Here is a 20,445-nt window from a genome sequence, read left to right as displayed (position 1 = left end):
CATTAAGTGGCAACCAAAAAACGCGTTGGCGTTAAGAAGAAAGAAAAGCGGCTGATACCGGTCGGCAAAGCCTACATCCAGGCGACGTTCAATAACACCATCGTCACCCTGGCCGACCCGCAGGGTAATGTGCTGGCGACCACCAGTTCCGGGAACGCCGGCTTTAAAGGGTCGCGGAAAGGCACTCCCTATGCCGCCCAGATGGCCGCCCAGAACTGCGCCAAAAAGGCGATGGAAAGCGGCTTGCGCCAGATTGAGGTGTTCGTTAAGGGGCCTGGTTCAGGGCGAGAAGCGGCCATCCGGTCGCTGCAGGCTTCCGGGCTGATTGTCACCGGCATCCGCGACGTCACCCCGATTCCGCATAACGGTTGCCGTCCTCCTAAGAGAAGGAGGGTGTAAGAGGTAAATATGGCGAGATACTATTTGGCAGTATGCCGGCAGTGCCGGCGCAGCGGCGAAAAACTGATGCTCAAAGGCAATAAGTGTTTCAGCAAATGCACCTTTGACAAGCGGCCCAAGCCGCCCGGGCCGCAGCCGGCTCGGCCGCGGCGTCTTTCGGATCGCGGTACCCAGCTTCGGGAGAAGCAGAAGATACGCTATTCTTTCGGTATGCTCGAACGCGAATTCCGGCGATTTTTTGCCGAAGCCGAACGTCAGCCCGGTGTTACCGGCGACTCCTTGATGCTCCTGCTGGAACGCCGGTTGGACAACGTCGTCTACCGGTCAGGCCTGGCTGATTCCCGGGCTCAAGCGCGGCAGGTGGTACGGCACGGTCATATAAACGTCGGCGGTAAGAATGTTGACATCCCGTCCTACCTGGTAAAAGAATCTGACGTCATCACTTTTAAAGAACAGAGCACCAAGACCGGGTATTACCAGAAAGTGCTCGAGGTTATCGGGTCCAAGATGACTCCCGGCTGGTTGGCGATTGATAAAAAGACTCTCGCCTGCAAAGTGGTTTCTTTACCGACACCTGGCGATCTCGACATGAAGCTCGACGCTCAGGCCGCGGTGGAGTACTACTCCCGTTAATATACCCCGGCGGATATAAGCAATCGGTAATCCGCCAATGAGACTAAGGAGGTAAGGCTGGTGTCAGAAATCGCTCAGCCGGTAATTGAAATAAAAAGCGCTCACGGCAGTGACTTTGCCCATTTTGTGGTCGAACCGCTGGACAAAGGCTTCGGCACCACGCTGGGTAATGCCCTGCGGCGGGTGCTCCTGTCGTCGCTGCCCGGCGCCGCCGTCACGCAGGTTCGTATTGAAGGCGTTCAGCATGAATTTTCACCGCTGCCCAAGGCCAAGGAAGATACCATCGATTTCCTGCTCAATCTTAAGGGTTTGCGCCTTAAAGCTGTTTCCGGACGCCCGGGGCGGCTCATCCTCGATGTCAAAGGAAAGCGTAAAGTCACTGCCGGTGATATTGAACCATCGTCAGATTTCACTGTGGCTAACCCGGATTTATACCTGCTGACGATGGACGACAAAGACGCTCATTTTTACGTCGAGATGGATGTGGAGATTGATCGGGGTTATCGCCTGGCCGATTCAAAGGAAAATCCGACAGTCGGCACGATCCCGCAGGATGCCATCTTCAGCCCGGTGGAAAAGGTTAATTACACCACTGAGCCGGTACACCTGGGTCAGGAAACAAGCTACGAACGGCTGCATCTTCAGGTGTGGACCGACGGTACCGTCAGTCCCTCTGAAGCGGTAGTGCAATCCGCAAACATTTTGCTCAAGCAATTCGCGCCGTTCGCCAGCCTCGGGGGGATGCCGTTCCCCATCAGCGAGAAGCGGGTTGAAAAACTGACCATCCCTGAAGAGAAGTTCAATATGCCGATCGAGCAGCTTGACCTGTCGGTACGGTCGTTGAATTGTCTGAGGCACGCCGGGATTACTACTGTCGGCGAAGTCATGACCAAGGGAATCGACGAGTTAATGGGGTTGAGAAATTTCGGTTTGAAGAGCCTGAACGAACTTGAGGAAAGACTGCAAGTATTCGGGCTGTCACTCAATCAGCCTGGCGAAAGCGCCGTCGCGCCGGTTGAAGAAGAAGAAAAGAAGCCAAAGCGCAAACGCGCTCAAGCGGCGGCAGAGTGAGGTCTGGATAAATGCGACACGGATTAGTTACCAAACGGTTTGACCGCGACAAGGGCCAACGTGAAGCCCTGTTTCGCGGCCTGGTGACCGACCTGTTAAAATACGAGAAAATCACCACCACCGAATCTCGGGCCAAGGAAATCCGCAAGGTTGCTGAAAAAATGGTTACCTTAGGTAAAAAAGGCAACCTCTCCGCCAGGCGGCAGGCCGCGGCTTACATATATGATGAAGCGGCGGTTGACAGGCTTTTCGGCGAGATGGCCAAACGCTACGCTGAACGCTCAGGCGGCTATACTCGTGTTGTTAAGATCGGACCACGGGCAGGCGACGGCGCCGCCGAAGCGATCGTCGAGTTCGTCAAATAGGACGGCGTTGACCGGCGAGATTAAAACCAAAGTAGCTTTAATAATTGAATATGACGGCACGCGGTTCTCTGGTTCTCAGTGCCAGCCGAGAGCGGCCACCGTACAATCTGAGGTAGAGTCAGCAATTGAGAAGCTGACCGGCGAAAAGCTGCGGGTAATGCTTTCAAGCCGTACCGACACCGGCGTTTCGGCTCTGGGTCAGGTTGCCAGTTTCCGAACCGGATCGACGCTGGCGCCGGAACGGATTATCGGGGGACTGAACCACTACCTGCCGCAGGACATCGCTATAAAGGCCGCTTATCGGATTCCGGACGACCTGGACGTACGGCGGGCGGCAGTCAGCCGGGAATACCTCTATCGTATCTGGAACGAACCGGAGCGATCGCCGCTTAACGAGCGGTTTCGCCACCGGGTGGCGCCGAGGCTCGATGAGAGAGCGATGGACGCGGCAGCCAGGCTTCTGGTCGGGACCCACGACTTGAAAGCTTTCGGCAGTGCCGACAAGGGGCCGGAGCGGAGTGCGGTACGCACCGTCTACGAAGCCAGTGTCAGCCGTAACGGGGCTGAAGTGACTTTCAGGATCGTAGCCAACTCCTTTCTGACCCATCAGGTCAGGAACACAGTAGGCGCCCTGATTAAGGTCGGGACGGGTGATCTGACCGTTGAGGAGTTTAAAGGACTGTTATTGATTAATGCACCAGGCAAGGCTGGGCCGGCAGTGCCGGGCAAAGGGCTTTGCCTTATTAAGATCAACTACCGGAAAGATTTGGGAGATTACAATGAAAACACTTAGCGTTAAAGCGGGGGACATCACCCGCGAATGGCATGTTATCGATGCCGAGGGTAAAGTTCTGGGGCAGGTGGCGGCTCAAGCTGCCAAGCTGTTAATGGGGAAGCACAAGCCGATTTTCTGCCGGCACCTGGACTGCGGCGACGGTGTTATTATTATCAACGCCGGCAAGATAATCTTCACCGGCAAAAAAGGCACCGACAAGTTCTACTACCGCCACTCCGGCTATCCGGGCGGTTTCCGCCAGGAGAGCTTGAATCAGATGCTTGAAAAAAAGCCGACCTTCCCGTTGGAACACGCCATCCGCGGCATGCTGCCGCGCAACCGGCTGGGTTCAGCTATGTTCAGGAAGCTGCGCGTTTACGCCGGCGCCGAGCACCCGCACCTGGCTCAGGTGTCAGCCGCCGCCGAGGCCAAATAGAAAGCCGATTCAACAGACTATCAGATATTGCGGCGGTGGAATTGCCAACCGCGCGAAGGGGAAAATGAATGGAAAAGAAGAACTACTTTCAGGGCACCGGCCGTCGTAAGTCGGCGGTAGCCCAGGTGCGCCTTACTCCGGGCAAAGGCGCCATCGTCGTCGACGGTAAACCGTTCGAGGAGATCTTCAACCGGCCGGAATACGTCAGGACGGTGATGAAGCCTCTCGAGGTTACAGAGACAATCAATAAATTCTCGGTCATGGTTAAGCTGTCCGGCGGCGGTATTTCCGGGCAGAGCGATGCCATTGCCATGGGTCTGTCACGCGCGTTAATAGCAGTTGACGATAAAAACAAAGCCGTGCTGCGTCAGAACGGCCTGCTGACCCGGGACCCGCGGACCAAAGAGCGGAAGAAAGCCGGCCTCAAGCGAGCCCGCAAGGCGCCTCAGTACACCAAGCGTTAATAATCCCCTGCGAGCTAATAAAGACGATTCCCGCCTATCTGGCGGGAATCGTTTTTTAAAGGGGCTGACTAATGAAGGTCTTGATGGGTTCCATGGAGCCGTTCTGTCAACCAGTGTCAGCGAGCTGCTCTTTCAGGTATGTGATGGTATCGACCGGCGTAGGATCGGTACGGTTCAATATCGCCAGGTAGTAGCTCACGTAGTCGCCAAGCAGGATCAGGCTCATCATCTGAGCCAGCGGGGAAATGCCTCGACCGTCGGCGAAGGTAATCCGCGCCCCTGCCCGGGTCAGCAGCTCTGCCGTAATCTGGTAACGCTTGAGATTGCGCCTGTAAATTTGGTTGGACCGCAGCATGACCACCTGAATTTTGTGGAGCAGATCGGCGGGGAACTGGTAGCCGACGACGGCGTTGTGGTTGAGCTCCGGAAGCGTCTGGGAGAAAGCCCACTGCTTTGAGTTCTCGTTGATCTGGGTCTGCCAGCGGTAAGCCACCTCGGCGGCGACGTCGGCGCCGTAGATTACGGCGATACGACCATTTAACTTGTAAGCCAGGTCCTTGGCCAGGTTGTGGGACAGGAGTTTGCTCGGTTCGATCTTGCGAGCGAACTGTTCGGTGACCATGGCGGCTTCAGCCACCTCGGCGGCCTTGTCCGGCACCAGCCCCAGGCGGACCAGGAAATTCAGTAATGGGAAAATACCCCAGGCTATTGCCGCCCGCGGCTGAGCTGAGTAGCTGAAGACGAAGGCCGGGACGTCGTTTTGGCGAGCGGTATCCAGAAGATTCCCGCCGGTGGTTATGACCAGTTTTTTGGCCGGTGTCTTGAGCGACTGGTCGAAGGCGGAGAGTGTTTCCTCGGTGTTGCCGGAGTAGGACGAAGCGATGACCAGCGTTCGTCCATCCACCCAGGCAGGCAAATTATATTCCCTGAACACCGAAACCTGGGCTTTTGACTCATTGGCGATGACGCGCTTCACCAGGTCGCCGCCAATAGCTGAGCCGCCCATGCCCAGCACTACCACTTTATCGACAGCGGCGTAGTCATCGGGCAGGGGAAATTCCCCTGCCAGTTTCCAGGCGTCCAGGATTTGCTCCGGCAGTTCGCGGATCCGCTGACCCATACCGGCTGGATCGTATTGCGGGTAGGCGGACAGCTCGTCGAGCATGATCTCGTTCATCTGAATCTCCTATCGAATGGCAGGTTCGTCACCGATATGGCGAATGGATTCCCGCCTTCGCGGGAATGACAATATTCTAGACTCCAGCCATCTGCCGACCAATTTTAAGCAGCCGATCAACGCGTTCCGGGCTGTCGGCTTCGGCGTAGATGCGCAGCAGCGGTTCGGTGCCGGAAGCCCGGAACAACAGCCAGGCGCCGTCAGGGAAGGTAAAACGGAAGCCATCGACGGTGTCACGCGTAACTTTACGCCCATCGATTTCAGCTGGATTGGCCGCCTCGAGACGGGCGATGACGGCGGTGCGTTCCTCGCCGTCGAACTGGACGTCGATGCGGTGGTAGTCGTGTTTGCCTACTTTGGAATAGAGCCACTGTAAAAGTTCGGCGGGGTTCTTGCCGGTGTGGGCCATGAAATCCAGAAAATAGAGCCCGGCGGCCATGGCATCACGTTCAAGGACATGGTTTCGAAAGCCGTAGCCGCCGGACTCCTCGCCGCCCAGCACAGCGTTCTCCCGTTCCATAATCGGGGCGATGTATTTGAAACCAACCGGGGTTTCGAAAACCGGCACGCCGTACAGTTTCCCCAGGTCGTTCAACATGCTGGAGGTGGTAATGGTCTTGACCAAGGCACCGCGTTCGGCGCGGGTGTCCAGGAAGTAAAGCGCCAAAAGCGACATTACCTGGAGTTGGGTTACGAAGACGCCGTTTTCGTCGACGATGCCGATGCGGTCGGCGTCCCCGTCGGTGGCAATGCCGACATCTGCGCCTTCAGCCACCACCCTAGCCTCAAGCTCCTTGAGATTGATATCTATCGGTTCCGGCTGATGCATGCCGGGGAAGGCTGGGTTAGGCTCGCCCTTGATCTCGATAAGGTCATAACCATCGCCGAGGAGGTCGCGGAATAGCCCGGCGCCGGCGCCGTGCATGGAGTCGACGACGATCTTGAATTTAGTTTTTTGGAGGGCATTCAGGTTGACCAGCTTGCCGAGGTGTTCAAGGTATGGCGGCACCAGATCGGCGACCACCAGCAATCCGGCTTTTCCGGCGTCGTCCTCGGTCATCTTCTTCGGCGTTTCTGCGCTGTCGATGAATGCTTTAAGGTGTTTTTCAACCCGGGTGATGGTCTCGGTCGGGGCGCTCGATCCGGTCTCCGACTTGATCTTAAAGCCGTTCCAGATGCCGGGGTTGTGGGAGGCCGTAATGACCACGCCGCCGCCGGCCTTGGCGTTCAAGACGGACCAGGAAACAATCGGCGTCGGCACGGCGCGGCAGGACAGGGTTACCTTGATACCGGCAGCGCAGATGACGAGCGCCGCCTCTTTAGCGAAGGCTTCCGACAGGAAGCGGGTATCGTAACCGATAACGATGCCGCGTTTACCAAATCCGGATTCCTTCAAGTAGCGGGCGTAGGCCGAAGCGCAGATGGCCACGTTGTCAAACGTAAAGTCCCGGGCGATGAGGCCGCGCCAGCCGTCAGTGCCGAATTTGATGGCGGCAGCCGGGTTGTTGGTCATTCAGGCTCCTCTCGTTGAGGGTTTCTTCACATCAGCCAAAGGGATTTTAGACCTTTGTTCGAAACGCATCGGCATGCCAAGATTTATACCTGCGCGGTTAAAACCGGCGGCGATTCCCGATATCCACTTTTCCGGGTCGGCCGTAGTTCGGCACCGCCTATGCCTGGGCGCAGACCGCCAAGGCGGCTTTCAGGGCTGCCACCTTGTCCAGGCGCTCCCAGGGGAGATCAATATCAGTGCGGCCGAAGTGACCGTAGGCTGCGGTCTGGCGGTAGATGGGACGGCGCAGTCCCAGGTTCTCGATGATAGCCTCCGGCCGCAGGTCGAAATGATCATGGACGAACTGCATCAACTGCTCCTGGCTGACCCGGCAGGTGCCGTAGGTCTCCAGCGACACCGACAGCGGCTGGGCGCGGCCGATGGTGTAAGACACCTGCATCTCCACTTGATCGGCGATGCCGGCGGCGACGATGTTCTTGGTAACGTAGCGAGCCATGTAGGCTGCCGAACGGTCAACCTTGGTGGGATCTTTGCCCGAAAAGGCGCCGCCGCCATGGCGGGCGATGCCGCCGTAGGTGTCCACCAGGATTTTACGGCCGGTGAAACCGGTGTCGGAGGCGGGGCCGCCGATGATAAAGCGGCCGGTAGTGTTGACATAAAAGTTGGTCTTGTCATCCAGGAGTTCGGCCGGGATGGTTGGCTTAATGACCTCGCGGACAACATCCTCGTAGATCTTCGCCTGGGGAACGTCGTCGTGCTGGGCGGCGATGACCACGGTTTCGATGCGCTTGGGCTTGCCCAGGTGGTATTCCACGGTGACCTGGCTCTTGCCGTCCGGCCGCAGGTAGGGCAGGACGCCCTGCTTCCTGACGTTTGCCAACTGACGGGTCAGGCGGTGAGACAGGGCGATCGGCAGCGGCATCAGTTCCGGGGTGTCGGTGCAGGCATAGCCAACCATCATACCCTGGTCGCCGGCGCCGACGGCATCCATCGGATCGGTGGAACCAGCCTTGGCTTCCATCGATTTGCCAACGCCAAAGGCAATGTCCGGCGACTGTTTGTTGATGGAAACCATGACGCCGCAGGACTGGTAGTCAAAACCGTACTCCGGCTTGGTATAACCGATTTCGCGTACTGTCCGGCGCACGATATCAGGGATTTCCACGTAGGTTTTAGTGGTGATCTCGCCGAGGACGAAGACCAGCCCGTTGGTCACTGCGGTCTCGCAGGCGACGCGGCCGTAGGGATCGTGGGTCAGGATGGCATCCAGAACGGCGTCGGAGACCTGGTCGCAGATCTTGTCCGGATGACCCTCGGTAACCGATTCCGAGGTGAACATGTACTTGTCGGAATCCATAAAACTGAGCATCTTACCTCCTAAGTTCCTTCCTGCCAGGTTGACAGGTATTTATGCTGCTCCGGGGTTAGCGTATCTATGAACACACCCAGGCTGCGCAGCTTCAGCAGCGCCACGTTGTCATCGATCTCTGACGGCATCGAATAAACCCCGGCGGCTAATCGGCCGCGGTTTTTTGCCAGGTACTCGAGTCCCAGGGCTTGATTGGCAAAACTCATGTCCATGACTGCGGCCGGGTGGCCTTCGGCGGCGGCCAGATTGATGAGGCGCCCCTCGCCCAGCAGGTAGACCTTTCGCCCGTCACCCAGGGTATACTCGTCGACGAAGGGCTTTACCGTCCGCTTAGACGCGGCCATCTCCTCCAGCGCCGGGATATCAATTTCCACATTAAAATGGCCCGAGTTGGCCAGTATGGCGCCGTTCTTCATCACGGCGAAATCCGCCGCGCTGACGACGTGCTTGTCGCCGGTGACGGTGATGAAGACGTCGCCTATTTTGGCGGCCTCTTTCATCGGCATGACCGCAAAGCCATCCATGACCGCCTCCAGGGCACGTACCGGCTCAACTTCAGCGACGATGACGTAGGCACCCATGCCGCGAGCGCGCAGGGCTACGCCGTGTCCGCACCAGCCGTAGCCGGCTACTACTACCTTTTTGCCCGCCCACAGGATGTTGGTTGCCCGGGTGATGCCGTCCAGGGTACTCTGACCGGTGCCGTAGCGGTTGTCGAAGAGATATTTGGTCTTGGCGTCATTGACGGCGATGAGGGGGTATTTCAGTTTACCGTCGGCGGCCATCGCCCTGAGGCGGATTACCCCTGTGGTCGTCTCCTCGGTGCCGCCGATGATATCTGGGAGAAGTTCGGTGCGTTTGGTATGCAGGGTGGTTACCAGGTCGGCGCCGTCATCGACGGTGAGCTGCGGTTTAATGTCAAGCGCCGACATGATGTGCTTATAATAAGTCCCATCATCCTCGCCTTTAATAGCGTGGGTGGAGATGCCGTCGGCGGCAAGCGCCGCCGCTACGTCGTCCTGGGTTGACAGCGGATTGGAGCCGCACAGCACCAATGCGGCGCCGCCGGCCTTAAGGGTATGGGCCAGGTTAGCCGTTTCCGAAGTGACGTGGAGACAGGCGGCGATGCGGATGCCGCGCAAGGGTTTTTCTTTCTGGAAACGCTCGGAAATGAGTTTCAGGACGGGCATCTCTCTCCCCGCCCAGGCGATGCGTTCTTTACCCAGAGCGGCGAGCGCAGGGTCCTTAATGTCGGAAGGTTGTGGCATGTTCGGCCTTTCTAACAGACTTGGGGAAACCCCGACGTCCAGCAGCCTTAATATTATTCCGGACTAGGGGCGTCAGGCAGGTAATCGATGATCTGCCGGACGTTTTCGGCTACTGGGCGCAACCCATTAATTATAACATGATTCAGGCTCTCCGGTATCTCCGTAACCGGCTCCATTTTGGTTTTCTGGCTGAGATAGATCTCCCAGGTGCCGTCGGAAACCGTCACCTCCGTTTGCCGCCGCTCCAAGCGTTTTTTAAGTTCGTCTTCCGGCAATTGGCAGTCGAGGACGACGTATTCGGCATGGTGTTTGGCTGCCAGCGCGGCTGCCTTGTCGCGGTCTGCCCGCCGCAGGAAGGTGGCGTCAATTATGACGCCGTGCCACATGGCCAGCGCGGCATCAGCTTCGGCCATCATAGAGGCGTAAGTCTTTTCAGTCATCTCCGGCGAGTACAAGCCGCGGCCGATGGCATCGCCTGCCGGTTCAGCCGCCGGCAGGCCGGCCAGCTTTTTACGGGTGATGTCGGAGGAGATGTACCACAGCCCTTGCCTGCGGGCTAACTCGGTGGCGACAGCCGACTTGCCGCAGCCGGTGACTCCGGAGGTGATGAACAGGCGCGGCCCGTGGCGGGTGTAAGACACAGCCAGGTCGAAATAGCCGCGGGCTTTGTCCAACTCGACGGCTTTCTCCGCGGCGGGTACGAATGGGTCATCCAGTTTGAAGCAGGCCACCTTAGCCCGTACGTGGGCGCGGTAGGACTGGTAGAAGCGGAGAAGGTGGCACAACCCGGTGTCGCCGCTCTGTTTCAGGTATTCGAAGACAAAAGCCTGCCGCAGATCGGCCCGGCCGGCTCGATCCAGGTCCATGGCCAGAAAGGCTACCTCTGAGGCGGTATCGCCGTGGCGGAAGCGGTCGTTAAACTCAATACAATCGAAGACGCAGATGCCGCTATCTGTGAAGCAAATATGGGCGGCATGCAGGTCTCCGTGGCAGTCGCGGATTCTCCCCTCGATCACCCGCCGGGCGAAGATCCCGGCGTGGCCTTTCAGGAAGCTGGCGAAGAAGGTTTTCAGCCGGTCGAACTGCTTTTGTGAAAGAGCGCGCCCGATGTACGGACGGGTTTGCTCGAAATTTTCGTCGATGTTGCGCCTGATGGAGTCTAGGCTGCCGAATTTATCGATTTCACCACCGGTACCCGCCGCGGCATGGAAGGCGGCAACTTTTCCGGCTACCGCCTCGATCATAGCGGCGTCGAGAGTCCAGTCCCGCAGACGGCGGTCCATCATGCCTGATTCCGGAAGCTGCCGCATCTTAACAGCATAGTCGACGACCTCGCCCGAGCCGCTCAGAGAGATTTGACCGTCCTGGTTGGTCACCGGGACGACCCCCAGGTAGGCGTCCGGGCACATTCGGCGGTTAAGGACTACCTCTTTTTCGGAGAAGAGCCTGCGCTTCTCCAATGCGGTGTAGTCGACGTAGCCCAGGTTGACCGGCTTTCTGATCTTGTAGGCGTGCTTCCCGGTGAGCAGCACGAATGACATCTGCGTCTGGACGAGTTTCACCTCAGCCGGGGCATCGTCAGGGTAGTGCGCAGGGTTCAGCAGGGCGGCGATGACTTCAGGCAGCTGGCTCATGGACTGAGGCGTTACTCCGCAGGGGGCGCCTTGGTGGCTTTGGGTTTGGCGGCTTTAGGCTTATCTTCAGCTGCGGCTTCAGGTTTAGGCTTGGTCGTCTTCGGCTTGGCCTCGGCGGCCGGGGCTTCGGTCTTAGGCTTGGCGGCAGCTTTGGTCTTGACTTCGGCGGCGGCTTCCGCGACCTCGGGCTTGGCTTCGGCGATCTTCTTCGGAGCGGCGGCTTTGGGTTTGGATGCTTTTATCGCCGCGGCGGCCGGCGTTTCTTCAATTTCATACTTGGTGCGGACCGGCGCCGCCGCTCTGGCGGCCGGATTTGCGGCCCTGGCGCGCTCCTTTAGAGTCTCCTTGCGCCGGCGGTGCTTCATTTGGGCGACGCGGCTTTTTTTGTTCACCTCTGATGCCCCTTTCGATCAACTAAGTATTTTGAGGTCCGACCAAGACCTATGGATTAAATGGCGGTAGGTTAAAGATATCTCTCCCTCATCTTGTGCGTCAACTCAACCATGAGTTCCAGCAGCCTTTCGGCGCCTTCCTCGCTCATATAAGCCATACCGCAGCTGGGAGTGATGATACTGTGGCGCAGGATTTGGCGGAACTCCAGACCCTGGCGGGTGAAAGGCGCCATAGCCTCCTCCAGCCGGTCCTTGAGGCTGGAGGAACTCTCCTCCTGGATACCCTTGTCGGTGTTGGGAGCGATGCCCCAGGCGATGCCGCCGCCTCGCAGAATGAAGCGGCAGACCTCTTCCGGGTAGAGGGCTAATGAAGAGGCGTAGTTGTAGGCGTCGAAGCTGATGACATCAGCCGACGTTTCGGTCAGCAGAGTCCAATCGGTATTACCGCAGCAGTGGATGCCCTTGACTCCCTTGATAGAACCGAGAAGTTCGGTCAAGAGGGCCTGAATTATTTCTTTGGACAGCGGCAGGTAGGCCGAGCCAAACGAAGATAAGGCTGGTTCGTCAATGAATATCACGGTGCGGGGAGATATTTCCCGCAGCAGAGCTTCTTGCCAAATAGTTTTCAAGCACAGCAGCTTTGCCGATGCTTCCGCCAGGACTTCATCGTACACGGCGGGCGTGTCCAACTCATCCTTAACCGATAAGCCCCAGGTAACCGGTCCCACCACCTGCCCTTTGACGCCCTTGGAAGCGGCAGGATGGGCAGTCAAAAATGAGTGAAATCCGGCGGCGAATTCAGAGCTAATGGCGTACCTGGCCGGTTCAGAGGCGATATAATCCCCGTACAGCGCGATCAGTTGATCGTCCCAGCCTTCCGGTCTGCGGGCGGTGATTCTATCTTCGGTAATATCAATACCCGGGAAGCCTTCCGAATACTGGGCGGTCATCAGTTCCCGCCAGTCGCGGCGGGGGAGCTGCGGCCAGGCCGGCAATTCCGTCAGGTAGCGGGAGATGACCCTGCAAGCCGCCGCCGGGTCCCGGTGAGGCATGCTTCCGATGATGGTAGGCATTAGGTTGAATTCGGTGTTGGTCATCTTTGCTCCGCGAGGGGTGACTGTACCATATTAAACCATAAACAGCAGGATGGCGACACATCGGCCGGGAAACAGTCGGACGCCGTTACGGCTGGATGCCTGGCGGTCTGCTGGTTTTCAAATAGCTGAGCACGGTGCGGGCAACCGAGGCGTGCCATTCCTCATCCTTGGCCATTTTACGGAATTGCTCTTTCATGGTCAGGCCCGGCGCCAACCGGGCGCACTCCAGGTGAAGGCGGTGTGCTTCATCCTCTTTGGCGACCTGCATTTCGAACATCTTAATCAGGTCGCCGTCATCAGGGAACGGTTCGAAGTCCCACTCCGCCTTGCCCCCCAGCTTTTCGATTGCGGTGGCAACTTCATCGGCGTGTTTTACCGAGGCGCTGGAGAGGTGCAGTACCTTGTCCCGGATCTCACGGTCGTGAAAGGCGGCGGTGATCCGCGGTAGATGGATGACGATGGTGTACTCCAGCTTGAGTACCTGGTTCAGCAGGCTGATGACTTCCAGGTTCTCCGGCGCGGGTCCAGCCTTAGCCTTGGTCATCGTTCCGGCTCCTTAAGAATTTCCCTTATTTTACTCCAGCCGCCGGACGGCGCAAAGAGTACCATCGCCGGCTCAGGCTCCGCTGTGGTTCAGCGTATGTATTTGCCGATGATAAGCTTCAGGTGCTCCTTACGGTCAGGGGCGATGGCTGCCGGGTCGGTGACGATGGCGTTCTTCAGGGCATCGGGGCAGGCGCAGCGCCTGGATGGCGGTAGCCGGGCGGCGGCCAGTTTGATGATGCGCTTGCTGACTTCCATGTTCGCCTTTAGCGTCGAGATGATCATGTCGACGGATACCGGCGTTTCTTCCTCATGCCAGGAGTCGTAGTCGGTGGAGCAGGCGATGATGCCGTAGCATATCTCGGCCTCGCGGGCGAGCTTGGCTTCCGGCAGGGCGGTCATGCCGATGACATCGGCGCCCCAGGACTGGTGCAGCCGGGACTCCGCCCGGGTGGAGAAGGCCGGCCCCTCCATAACCACGTAGGTGCCGCCGTCGTGGACCGCAGCACCGGCCTCCCGGGCGCAGCCGGTCAGGATTTGCCTCATATTCGGGCAGAAGGGCTCGGCAAAGCCGATGTGGGCTACCACGCCGTCGCCGAAAAAGCTATTCACCCGGCGCGAGGTACGGTCGATGAGCTGGTCGGGGATGAGCAGATGGCCGGGGGCGATGTCTTTCTTGAAGCTGCCGACCGAATTGATGGCAATGATATGCTCCACGCCGAGGCTCTTCAAAGCCCAGATGTTGGCCCGTACCGGGATGTCGGTGGGCATGATGCGGTGGCCGCGGCCGTGACGAGGCAGGAAGGCGACGCGGACGCCGGACAGCTCGCCGGTGACGATGACGTCGGAAGGTCTGCCGTAAGGAGTATCGATGTCGAGTTCCTCTTTGGCGGTCAGCCCCTCAATGTCGTAGAGCCCGGTGCCGCCGATGACGGCCAGTTTCACGGCGTCGGTCATGCCCTTTTCCTCCCAGTTTTGTTTTTGTTTCATCTGAAAAGAAGCCTTTTTCCCGGAAACGATTACCGGGCGGCGCGTTTGGAATTCAATGACTCGCGTTTGGGTTCGATATTGGTCAAAAACATAAACGATTTTCCTGCTATCCCTAGCGCCTGAAAAATTTCAGGAGATTATAGCACACTAGTTCCCCATGGCTGTCAAGTGGCTTTTGTCGTTTTCGGCACTATATTTTTAGCGGCGGAGCGGTCACGCCTTGTTCGGTGATGAAGCCGGTGATGTAGCGGGCCGGGGTGACGTCGAAGGCGGGGTTGCAGACCTCTATCCCTTCCGGCGCGGTGCGCTTGCCGTAGAGGTGGGTGACCTCGTCGGCCGAGCGTTCCTCGATGACGATCTCGGCGCCAGTCGCTATCCTCTCGTCGAAAGTCGACGACGGCGCGGCGATATAGAACGGCACGCCGTTCTCCCTGGCCAGTACGGCGATGGAGTAGGTGCCGATCTTGTTGGCCGCGTCGCCGTTGCGGGCGATCCGGTCGGCGCCAACAACAACCAAGTCCGCCCGGCTTTCCTTGAGGAAATGGCCAGCCATGGAGTCGGTGATCAGGCGGAAGGGCACCTTCTCCCGCTTCAGCTCCCAGGCGGTGAGGCGCGCCCCCTGACACAGCGGCCGGGTCTCGGTTGCCAGTACCTCAATTCTTTTACCCTGCCGGTAGGCCTCGATGATGACGCCCAGGGCGGTGCCGCGGCCGGTGGTGGCCAGCGGCCCGGTGTTGCAGTGGGTCAGGATGGTATCGCCGTCTTTAACCAGGGCAGCGCCGAATTCGGCGATTTTCCGGGTCGCCTCAATTTCCTCGGAGTGGATCTTTTCCGCCTCGTCGACGACAGCCTCCTTGGCCTCGATGACGCCGCCGGCTTTGCCGACCGCCGCCGCCAGGCGTTCCACGGCCATGAACAGGTTGCGGGCGGTGGGCCGTGTCGCCGCGATCTCGGCGGATACCGACTGGTATTCCCGGCGGAACTTTTCAGGGTCGCGGGTCTCGATCTGCTGGGCGCCGAGGGCGATGCCGTAGGCGGCGGCCACGCCGATAGCCGGCGCGCCGCGGACTTTGAGGCTCCTGATAGCTTCGGCCACCTGGTGGACGTCGGCCAGCTCCAGGTAAACCTCGTGCTGCGGTAGCCGGGTCTGGTCGATGATCATCAGCCGGTCGCCGAGCCATTCCACAGGTCTGATGGCGGTCATATCACCCCCGACAGCGGGATTAGGTCATTATAGCAGAGGATGAGACAGGCGCAAGGTGAAACGACGGCGATGAACACTTGAACCGAGAGGTATAATGAGGCTGATGACGAAAATAAGCACGAAAATCTTGAGAATGGTCTTACTGATCCTTGTCTGTGTGGCGTACGGTTCTTTTATCGCTTATTTTTTCGCAACCCAGGTTAAAGCCCCCAACCTGATGTTCAACCCGATGTCGTATCATAATTTCGCGATTGCTGCCGACGCGGGCATCGGTTTGCTGGGATTTATCCTGGCGTATGGTTTCTACAGGCAAGCAATGAACAATGGCAAGGCCGATACATACAATTTCTTTTACATCCTTAATACGTTCACCGGCATCGCCATCGGCGCTGGTGCCACGGCAACGACCCACTTTTTTGCCGAGGAATTTGGGCTGCTTGCCAGCAGTACGGGCGCCGTGGTGCTTGACAGCGGAATTGCCGCGTTTTTCGGTGGTGGGATTGGACTGCTGGCGGCTGTTGTTATCAACGAGAATAACTAGCCAGTTTGCGGCCTAGTGGGCTTTCTTAGAGCGTGGCCCGTGGTACAATGCTGTCTGATGCAAAAGAGGTTTATCCCTGTTGTATTACTGGCGATAATCTGCGCCGGATACGGCGCCCTGGCCGGATTTTTATCCATTGGTTCGGCAAAGCAGCCGGATTTTCACGTGGATGAACTGCCTTATCACAATTACACCATCGCCGCCGGAGCCAGCGTCGGGCTGGCTGTGTTCACCGCCGCCTACTTTGTATACGCTGTTGCCAGAACCCGGAACAAGACCGAGTCCTTCAATTTTTTCCCGGTGCTCAACACCGCGGCGGGGGCGGTGCTGGGATTTACCGCCAGCTTTGTTGTCCACGTCACCGCTTCAGCCTTCGGTTTGATCAATGCCGGACTCGGGATGACGCTGTTCGACAGCGGTGTCGCCGCTTTTTTCGGCGGGTGCATCGGATTCGGCTTGTCAGTCATTATGAACGAAGGTTAAAGCCGGTACGGATCACACCTCGCCGACATAGCTCTGCGCCGTCGTTGCCAGCAGCACCGTACCGTTTTCGGCATACTTGTTGAAGACATCCACCAGGTCCTGGATGAACCGGGGGTAGGCGGAATCGCCTTTAACCGGAGCGTAAGAAGTGGACAGCGAATAGCCGATAAGGGTCTCCAGATCCAGGCGGCGGTCATTGGGGAAGTCCCCGTGCTGGTAGCAGCCGTCCTTGAAGAATAACCGGTAAGGCAGAGTTTCACCCGAGCCGCCGCCTGAGCCGAGGTATTCCAGGCAGTGCTGCCTGACCAGCGCCTCGTACTCCGCGCCGAAAGGGGCGGTGACACCTCTGACGTTCCAGACGAGAACCACTTTACCGCCGGGGCGCAGGATGCGGCGGAATTCCTGCCGGGCTTCATCGAGCCGGAACCAGTGAAAGGCCTGGGCGGCGGTGATGAAATCGACGCTGCCGTCCGGCAGGCCCGCGGCTTCGGCGGCGCCATCGATAATCTCGATGTTCGGGATATTTTTGCAGTATTCCAGGGCGGCCAGGCGCATTTCCGCATTCGGCTCAACGGCGAAAACTTGCTTCACCTGCCCGGCAAGGGGCTTAGACAGGATGCCGGTGCCGGCGCCGATATCGGCCACCACGGATTCCGGACCGAAGCCGACCTCGGCGGCAAGGTAATGCAGGAATGACGCCGGATACGAGGGCCGGTATTTTACATAGTCGGCAACCCTGCTGGAGAAACGAGCGGCATTATCCGGCATCGCCGGTATCCCGCCGCATATTTTCAGCCATTATTTTCACCGCGGTGATGATAGCACATTTTGAGCGCCGTTTTGACACTGGCTCGGCGGTTCGCTAATCTATTCCGGTGGAACGCATCCCCTTCAACGAACTCAAGGACAGAGCGGGATTTGAGCTGCCGGTCATGTCTTTCGATATCGACGGGACGCTCATCCGGCGTTTTGCCGCGGCGGTCGGCGACCGGTCCCCGCGCTGGCAAACCGAGGCGCCGCCGTCGCTGATCCCGGCGCTGGGGTTCGACCGCGTCTACGAAATGCTGGCTTCCGCTGATGAGGTGGCGGTGCTGCACGGGGCTACCGAGGTCGAGTTTTTCCAGCCGGCGCGCCTGGGGGACAGCGTCACGATGAAGGCCAGGATCGCTTCAGCGCGCGAGCGCGTCTCCGGCGGCAAGACGATGGTTTTCGTCAACGTCGACGCCGCTTACACCAATCAACTCGGTCAGCCAGTGGCGGCCTGCCGCCAGACGGCCATAGTGCAGAAAAATGGCTGACACCCCGTACTTCGAGGATACCGCCGTCGGAGCCGAGTTGCCGGCGCTGGAAAAATTGCCCACGCCGAGGCAACTGGTGATGTACGCCGGGGCTTCCGGTGATTTCAATCCCATCCATTACGACCGGGAAGCCGCCGCCGCCAGGGGGCTGCCGGGCATTGTCGTCCACGGGCAGCTGGTCTCGTCCTGCCTGATACAGCTGGTCACCGACTGGCTGGGGCCAGCCGGTTCGCTTAAGAAGCACTCGGTCAGCTACAAGGCGATGACTTTCCCAGGCGAAAAGCTGCTGCTGCGCGGCGTCGTCGCCAGGAAATCGGAGGCGGGTGACGGGTTGGTAACCCTGTCCATCTGGGCGGAGAACCCGAGGGGGGAGAAGACGGTGACCGGAACCGCCGTCGTCGAACTGCCCCGGCGGCCGGTTTAGCTCTCTTCAGCGGAATCGGCCGGCATCCGGTCATGGTGGCCGGTCATTTTCAGCCATTCCTCGCGGGACAGTTCCATGCGCAGGAAGCGATGACCCCCGTCTTCGAGAACGCCGGCAGGCCGGAAACCGGCCCGGATGAAGCTCCGCTGCGCCCGGAGGTTGCCTTCCAGGGTGCGCAGCTTAAGCTTCTTCAGGCCGGTGCAGGAAAAGATGTACTCGACGAACTGGGATAAAGCGGCGGCGCCGTAGCCCTTCCCCCAGTATTCGCGGCGGGCGATATTGATGCCCACCTCCCCCTCGGCTTCGTCATGCCTGATGTTGTGACAGGCGCAGTCACCGATGCAGAGGCCCTGTTCGGTCTCGATGGCGAAATGGAGCCGCCCCGGCCAGCGGTTCTTGAAGACCTCGGCGTACTCTTCCTGGAACTGGGCGAACGACAGGGTAACGGCTTCCTTGGCGTGGAGGCTGGCGAACTCCGGGTCGGTCTGCCACTGGTAATCAAGCTCGGCATCCTCCAGGCGCTTCGGCCGGAGGTTTACTTTCGGCAGTTCAGCCGGCATACGTCTCCCCGTCCCAATACCGCTCTTCCTCTTCGGCGTCAACCGGCCTGACGGTCTCGATCTCGCCGGAAAGCAAGCCGGCGGCTTCCGCCAGGTCTTCCAGCGCCTCGGCGGCCATCTCCCTAACCGCCTCATCCTCAGACCGGGTGAGTTCCTCCAGGTGGGCTTTGGACAATTTCCCGCCGACCTTGCCTAACGCGGTGATGGCGGCCAGCCGGACCTCGGCATCGCAATCCGCGGTAAGCCGTATGAGGCAGGGCACCGCCCGCTCGTCTTCGTATTCACCGAGGGCCGCCGCCGCCTCGTAGCGGATCTCCGGCAGCTCGGCGGTCGTCTCATCCAGCAGTGTTTCCAGCCACGACGAGTCCAAATTACGGCCGACGGCGAACAGGGAGGCCGCCTTGAGTTCCGGGTCGCCGGAATCATAAGCGTCGGTGATCGCCTGCCTGACCTCGTGCCGCGACAGGTAGGCAGCCGCTTCCAGCGCCCGCCGTCGCACCGCGGTTTCCTCCCCGGCGTCGCTGAAAACGCCGAGCAGGCTTGCCGCCAGCAGTTCTTCAGTCTCCGGGCGCAGCTTGCCGTGTTCGGCCAGCATGGCGAATTTGCCCAGCGCCTCCGCCGCGGCGGCGCGCACCCCGGCATCCGGATCGGACTGCATAACGGGGATGAGTTTTCGGATGAGCGTGGGGTCCTCGGACTCCCACAAGCCCCGCAGGGCGGCGGCGCGCACCGCCGGCAGGGGATCGGCCAGCATGACGCGGTAGAGGGCGGAGAAATCCAGCGTGGCGTCGCCCTCAGCCAGTTCCTCCATGCGTCCCAGGAGGCCGGCCTTGACCTCGGCGGCGATATCCGGCCAGCGTTCCTTGAAAAGCGCCTGGTCCTGCGGCGCCGCCAATGACAGGGCGGCGATGTCGGTACTCGACAGCTTCCGGTCTCCCTGCGTCAGCTTCTGGATGACGCTTTGGAATGATGGTTTCTCAGGCTTAGTTTTGCGACCCGGGGCTGCCATCCTCTTCCTCCTCCTCATTCTCACCCCGCTCCCAGATGGGTTCAGTGAAATAGTCTATATAGTCGCCCATGGCCTCGGCGGTCATCTCTTTGAGACGGCCGGCGGCCTCAGCCGCCTGTTCCTTGAGTTCAGCCAGGTCAACTTCAATGTCCAGCATCTTCTGCATCGCTTCGGCGATGGCCAGGGCGGCGGTGGGGTTGGGGAAGCGCGAGGCGTAGTGCGGCACTTCACCCAGCAGGCAGACGGCATCCAGCCGCCGCTCCTTGGCCACGCCGAGCAACAGGCCGTTCAGGCCGGAGATCTGCAGGTCGCCGCCCATGACCAGCCGCTGCGCCTTAAGGTCGTCCAGGATGGCATCGCGGGTGGCGGCGCCCCAGACCTTGGGCTGCTCCGAATGATGGATCCGGGTCAGGGCGGCGGCGCAGGTGTACAGGCGTTTGACGCCGAAGCGCTCGGCGACATCAATGACGGCATGCGCCAGTTCATAGGTCTTGGAGGACGGCTGGTCATCGCCCAGGAAGAGGATCAGGTCGCGTTTGCCCGGCTTGTTCTTCCAGTAAAAGAAGCGGCTCTCCGGAAACTGCGGCGACTCCACCAGGTTGTCCCGTACCAGCACGCCGATGGGATCAAAAAAATAGGGGGCGATGACCTCGGCCAGCGGCTTGGGATTAAGTTTGTGCGCCAGGTAGGTTCCGGTGATCATGGCCACATTGGCGATGCCGGGCCAGGCGGCCAGCATGTTGGGCTCATGAAGCTTGGGACGGGCGTGGATCTTGATGATGCCGCTCAAATGTTGACGC

25 protein-coding genes are annotated in these 20,445 nt (G+C 59.4%); 11 read left to right on the top strand and 14 right to left on the bottom strand.

From position 1 onward, the window contains the following. The first annotated feature begins 6 nt into the window (after positions 1-6). From rpsK to rpsI, 7 genes are all read left to right on the top strand, one after another. Positions 7-399 (top strand): 30S ribosomal protein S11, encoded by a 393-nt coding sequence (gene rpsK / locus DEALK_RS01470; protein ID WP_058438047.1) that lies wholly within the window; start codon positions 7-9, stop codon positions 397-399. A 9-nt stretch (positions 400-408) separates the two neighbouring features. After that, positions 409-1,032 (top strand): 30S ribosomal protein S4, encoded by a 624-nt coding sequence (rpsD, locus tag DEALK_RS01465; RefSeq protein WP_058438045.1) that lies wholly within the window; start codon positions 409-411, stop codon positions 1,030-1,032. A 60-nt stretch (positions 1,033-1,092) separates the two neighbouring features. After that, entirely contained in the window at positions 1,093-2,103 is a 1,011-nt protein-coding gene (locus tag DEALK_RS01460; protein WP_058438043.1) for a DNA-directed RNA polymerase subunit alpha, read from the top strand. 11 nt (positions 2,104-2,114) lie between these two features. After that, entirely contained in the window at positions 2,115-2,468 is a 354-nt protein-coding gene (rplQ, locus tag DEALK_RS01455) for a 50S ribosomal protein L17 (RefSeq protein WP_058438041.1), read from the top strand. Between the two features lie 7 nt (positions 2,469-2,475). After that, positions 2,476-3,261 carry a tRNA pseudouridine(38-40) synthase TruA gene (gene truA, locus DEALK_RS01450; RefSeq protein ID WP_058438039.1) on the top strand — a complete coding sequence of 262 codons (786 nt, stop codon included), beginning with the start codon at positions 2,476-2,478 and terminating at the stop codon, positions 3,259-3,261. Then, a complete protein-coding gene (gene rplM / locus DEALK_RS01445) occupies positions 3,248-3,679 on the top strand; it encodes a 50S ribosomal protein L13 (protein WP_058438037.1) in 432 nt (143 codons plus the stop codon). The genes truA and rplM overlap by 14 nt, the downstream gene beginning before the upstream one ends. A gap of 68 nt (positions 3,680-3,747) precedes the next feature. Further along, complete coding sequence (gene rpsI / locus DEALK_RS01440) at positions 3,748-4,143, top strand: 30S ribosomal protein S9 (protein ID WP_058438035.1); 396 nt, start codon at positions 3,748-3,750, stop codon at positions 4,141-4,143. Between the two features lie 106 nt (positions 4,144-4,249). On the opposite strand, the gene DEALK_RS01435 is transcribed toward rpsI, so the two are convergent. From DEALK_RS01435 to mtnA, 10 genes are all read right to left on the bottom strand, one after another. Next, a complete protein-coding gene (locus DEALK_RS01435) occupies positions 4,250-5,320 on the bottom strand; it encodes a bifunctional phosphoglucose/phosphomannose isomerase (RefSeq protein WP_058438033.1) in 1,071 nt (356 codons plus the stop codon). 76 nt (positions 5,321-5,396) lie between these two features. After that, positions 5,397-6,833, bottom strand: coding sequence for a phosphoglucomutase/phosphomannomutase family protein (locus tag DEALK_RS01430; protein ID WP_065128663.1), 1,437 nt, complete (start codon positions 6,831-6,833; stop codon positions 5,397-5,399). Between the two features lie 157 nt (positions 6,834-6,990). Next, a complete protein-coding gene (gene metK / locus DEALK_RS01425) occupies positions 6,991-8,190 on the bottom strand; it encodes a methionine adenosyltransferase (protein ID WP_058440002.1) in 1,200 nt (399 codons plus the stop codon). 20 nt (positions 8,191-8,210) lie between these two features. Next, positions 8,211-9,470, bottom strand: a complete 1,260-nt coding sequence (locus DEALK_RS01420; protein ID WP_058438031.1) for an adenosylhomocysteinase — start codon at positions 9,468-9,470, stop codon at positions 8,211-8,213. Between the two features lie 53 nt (positions 9,471-9,523). Next, entirely contained in the window at positions 9,524-11,104 is a 1,581-nt protein-coding gene (locus DEALK_RS01415) for a bifunctional aminoglycoside phosphotransferase/ATP-binding protein (RefSeq protein WP_058438029.1), read from the bottom strand. Between the two features lie 11 nt (positions 11,105-11,115). Continuing rightward, positions 11,116-11,496 (bottom strand): hypothetical protein, encoded by a 381-nt coding sequence (locus DEALK_RS01410; protein ID WP_058438027.1) that lies wholly within the window; start codon positions 11,494-11,496, stop codon positions 11,116-11,118. Between the two features lie 71 nt (positions 11,497-11,567). Beyond that, positions 11,568-12,593, bottom strand: coding sequence for a uroporphyrinogen decarboxylase/cobalamine-independent methonine synthase family protein (locus DEALK_RS01405; protein WP_058438025.1), 1,026 nt, complete (start codon positions 12,591-12,593; stop codon positions 11,568-11,570). 85 nt (positions 12,594-12,678) lie between these two features. Continuing rightward, the gene (locus DEALK_RS01400; RefSeq protein WP_058438023.1) at positions 12,679-13,137 is read right to left on the bottom strand and encodes a ferritin-like domain-containing protein; all 459 of its coding nucleotides are present in this window, start codon (positions 13,135-13,137) and stop codon (positions 12,679-12,681) included. Positions 13,138-13,226: 89 nt separating this feature from the next. Continuing rightward, positions 13,227-14,093 (bottom strand): S-methyl-5'-thioadenosine phosphorylase, encoded by an 867-nt coding sequence (gene mtnP / locus DEALK_RS01395; RefSeq protein ID WP_058440001.1) that lies wholly within the window; start codon positions 14,091-14,093, stop codon positions 13,227-13,229. Between the two features lie 223 nt (positions 14,094-14,316). Beyond that, positions 14,317-15,330 (bottom strand): S-methyl-5-thioribose-1-phosphate isomerase, encoded by a 1,014-nt coding sequence (gene mtnA / locus DEALK_RS01390; protein ID WP_058438020.1) that lies wholly within the window; start codon positions 15,328-15,330, stop codon positions 14,317-14,319. Between the two features lie 103 nt (positions 15,331-15,433). Here mtnA and DEALK_RS01385 point away from each other — a divergent pair, with 103 nt between their 5' ends. Further along, a complete protein-coding gene (locus DEALK_RS01385; protein WP_144437061.1) occupies positions 15,434-15,871 on the top strand; it encodes a hypothetical protein in 438 nt (145 codons plus the stop codon). Between the two features lie 57 nt (positions 15,872-15,928). Beyond that, the gene (locus tag DEALK_RS01380; RefSeq protein WP_058438016.1) at positions 15,929-16,354 is read left to right on the top strand and encodes a hypothetical protein; all 426 of its coding nucleotides are present in this window, start codon (positions 15,929-15,931) and stop codon (positions 16,352-16,354) included. Positions 16,355-16,366: 12 nt separating this feature from the next. On the opposite strand, the gene DEALK_RS01375 is transcribed toward DEALK_RS01380, so the two are convergent. Continuing rightward, on the bottom strand, positions 16,367-17,122 hold the full coding sequence (locus tag DEALK_RS01375; RefSeq protein WP_058438014.1) for a methyltransferase domain-containing protein: 756 nt from the start codon (positions 17,120-17,122) through the stop codon (positions 16,367-16,369). 107 nt (positions 17,123-17,229) lie between these two features. On the opposite strand from DEALK_RS01375, the gene DEALK_RS01370 reads away from it, so the two are divergent. Together DEALK_RS01370 and DEALK_RS01365 are read left to right on the top strand one after the other, a co-directional pair. Next, complete coding sequence (locus DEALK_RS01370) at positions 17,230-17,652, top strand: FAS1-like dehydratase domain-containing protein (RefSeq protein WP_058438011.1); 423 nt, start codon at positions 17,230-17,232, stop codon at positions 17,650-17,652. Continuing rightward, positions 17,645-18,076, top strand: a complete 432-nt coding sequence (locus tag DEALK_RS01365; protein WP_058438009.1) for a MaoC/PaaZ C-terminal domain-containing protein — start codon at positions 17,645-17,647, stop codon at positions 18,074-18,076. The genes DEALK_RS01370 and DEALK_RS01365 overlap by 8 nt, the downstream gene beginning before the upstream one ends. Here the strand turns inward: DEALK_RS01365 and DEALK_RS01360 are convergent. From DEALK_RS01360 to DEALK_RS01350, 3 genes are read right to left on the bottom strand one after another with little or no spacing between them, the layout of a single operon-like run. Then, a complete protein-coding gene (locus DEALK_RS01360; RefSeq protein WP_058438007.1) occupies positions 18,073-18,636 on the bottom strand; it encodes a GNAT family N-acetyltransferase in 564 nt (187 codons plus the stop codon). The genes DEALK_RS01365 and DEALK_RS01360 overlap by 4 nt on opposite strands. Beyond that, on the bottom strand, positions 18,626-19,645 hold the full coding sequence (locus DEALK_RS01355; RefSeq protein ID WP_058438005.1) for a HEAT repeat domain-containing protein: 1,020 nt from the start codon (positions 19,643-19,645) through the stop codon (positions 18,626-18,628). Before DEALK_RS01355 ends, DEALK_RS01360 begins: the two co-directional genes overlap by 11 nt. Continuing rightward, positions 19,620-20,435 carry a PAC2 family protein gene (locus DEALK_RS01350; protein ID WP_244881568.1) on the bottom strand — a complete coding sequence of 272 codons (816 nt, stop codon included), beginning with the start codon at positions 20,433-20,435 and terminating at the stop codon, positions 19,620-19,622. The genes DEALK_RS01355 and DEALK_RS01350 overlap by 26 nt, the downstream gene beginning before the upstream one ends. Positions 20,436-20,445 lie beyond the last annotated feature (10 nt).

It is taken from the genome of Dehalogenimonas alkenigignens (assembly GCF_001466665.1).
GTDB lineage: Bacteria > Chloroflexota > Dehalococcoidia > Dehalococcoidales > Dehalococcoidaceae > Dehalogenimonas > Dehalogenimonas alkenigignens.
The sequence above is the reverse complement of the archived record's forward strand: the minus strand, read 5'-3'. Positions and strand labels throughout refer to the sequence as shown.